Origin of the sequence: Rathayibacter sp. AY1C5 (assembly GCF_002931705.1) — a bacterium.
Lineage (GTDB): Bacteria > Actinomycetota > Actinomycetes > Actinomycetales > Microbacteriaceae > Rathayibacter.
Genome location: NZ_PSWD01000061.1, coordinates 1 through 2,074, shown reverse-complemented (window position 1 = coordinate 2,074; position 2,074 = coordinate 1). Strand labels below are relative to the sequence as shown.

The window sequence follows — 2,074 nt, the reverse complement described above, 5'->3', positions numbered from 1 at the left end:
TCGGCGTCGAGAGCGTTGCTGATGATGCGCCCGACGGCGGTCGAGTACTCCCGGTCGGCGTTGTAGAACTCGGTGCCGTAGCCGGCCGGCGTGCGGGATCCGTCAGCGTTGATGAAGGATCGGTCCTCGGTACGCAGCTGCGCGATGGTCGCCTCGAGCGCGCCGTCGCTGAGGAGGGCGTCGACGTCGGTCGTCTGGTAGAAGTTCTCGACCACGGCGACGGCCGCCGGATCGGTTCCTTGAACGTCTCCCATGCGCTCCTCACACTGGACGCCGCTGGGCAGCGAATAGGTGATCGAGGCGTCCGGCGTCTCCGCCCACGGCGACCACGCGCCCGTCGCCGCGGCGGCCGCGGTCGCCATGCCACCGAGCAGTACCAGCGACGCCACTCCGGCGACCGCAGGACGCGCCCAGCGGTGACGGTTGACGCGGGCCTCTGCCGCCGCGAGCTGCTGAAGCTCGGCCAGCTCGACAGCGACGTCGTTCGTCACTGTCGATGTGCGGGGGCTGGACTCATCCAGCAGGACGTCCAGGGGGTCTCGGTCAGGGGCGGCAGTCATGACGGGCTCCTTCGAAAGCGGGTTCATCCTGTACATGTCCACCCCACCCGCAAACGTCTGCCGCAGCATGAAACCGGCTCGCCGCCCTCGTCGCGGTGCCAGCGCCGACGCCGGACGTCAGGTCGCGAGGGAAGAAGCGAGTTCGGCAGGCGCTCCTGCGGAGCGGGGCTGCCACGACTCGAAGACGCCGTAGGCGATGATCCGCTCCGCGGTCGACAGCAGCGGATTGCAGCTCGTCATCGTGATCAGACGATCCGTCGGAACGACGTCGCTCGTCCAGGGGACCGGATCGATGACCTGCACTTCGGAGGGCTGCACGTATTCGAGGTTCCGGAACCGATAGGTGTACCAGCCGTCGGCGGTCTCGATGTAGATCGCGTCACCTAGTTGCAGCTCATCGATGAGGTGCATTCCTCCGCCGGCGGCGGAGCGGTGCGCCGCGATCGCGAAGTTCCCCATTTCGCCGGGCATCTGCGTTCCCGGGTAGTGGCCGATGCTGCCCACGTCGAGCACGTTCTCCGCGTCGACGCCCTCAGCGATCGTGCGCACCCACCCCTCGCCGTACCGGGGGATGTAGAGGTTGCCGAACGTGGTGTCCAGAGCTGCGACCGGCGCGATCACCGGGTCACCGGGGACGGCCGGCTCAGCGGTCGGCTCGGACGGCGCCTCCGCGGACGGCGCGTCATCGCCCCAGCTCTGGCGCAGCTCGGCCGCTTGATCTTCCTGCCGCCCTGCGATCACCGCATCGTTCCACCACAGCTGCCAGGCGAGGAACAGCAGAACGAGCACCCCTGCGGTCATCAGCAGCTCACCCAAGACGCCGAAGAAGGACAGGCGGCGACGAGCCGGACGACGTCGGCGCCGCGACACGTCCACGGATGACGAAGCAGTCATGCGCAGGAGTCTAGGTGTGCCGCTCTCACCCGCATCGCTGCTGGAGATCGTTCACCGAACGAGCGATCGCCCTGGTGAAGCTAGCTGCGCGGAGAGGCGTCGTTGTGCCAGTACGCGGCAATTGCCGAGGTTCGCCGCACTACCGCGTCCGCCGAGGCAGGCGCCGGCCACAGATACAGCGCGTACCGGTCAGGCGCCGGATGCGCTTCGTCGGCGACATCTTGTCGCCGGCCCTCTTCCATGCCGGAAGCGCACCACCGGGCCCGATAGGCGGACGCCGTGAGCTGGAACGACGCGGCGGAGTCCCCAGACCATCCGCTAAGCACCGCATCCGGTCCTTCGGGCTGGAAGCTCGCCTCGACGATCTCCTCCCACAAGCCGAGCTCAGGCGCTGTGTCCAACGTGCTGACTCGAACCTGTACGTACCCGGTGTGGATACCTGTCCGCATGAAGAGGGCGCCGGGCAAACTCGCTCCGCACAGCCCATTCTCTTGTCCGTCGAACGCATCACGAGGATCCTCAACCGACGCAGCGCCGGTTGTGAGTTGCAGCTGGGAGTAGTGCGTCCACACGGTTCCATCGAAGACGACTGGCATAACAGCCATCCTCCTCGACGTTCC

At 67.3% G+C, this 2,074-nt stretch carries 3 protein-coding genes; all 3 read right to left on the bottom strand.

Features of this window, described 5'->3' with window-relative positions:
- Nucleotides 1-560, bottom strand: a 560-nt coding sequence (locus C5C57_RS17480; RefSeq protein WP_146082479.1) for a hypothetical protein, incomplete at its 3' end; no start/stop codon positions are given.
- Nucleotides 561-677: 117 nt separating this feature from the next.
- The gene (locus C5C57_RS17475; RefSeq protein WP_104277483.1) at nt 678-1,454 is read right to left on the bottom strand and encodes a class E sortase; all 777 of its coding nucleotides are present in this window, start codon (nt 1,452-1,454) and stop codon (nt 678-680) included.
- An 80-nt stretch (nt 1,455-1,534) separates the two neighbouring features.
- Nucleotides 1,535-2,050, bottom strand: a complete 516-nt coding sequence (locus C5C57_RS17470; RefSeq protein ID WP_104234405.1) for a hypothetical protein — start codon at nt 2,048-2,050, stop codon at nt 1,535-1,537.
- Nucleotides 2,051-2,074: the final 24 nt, after the last annotated feature.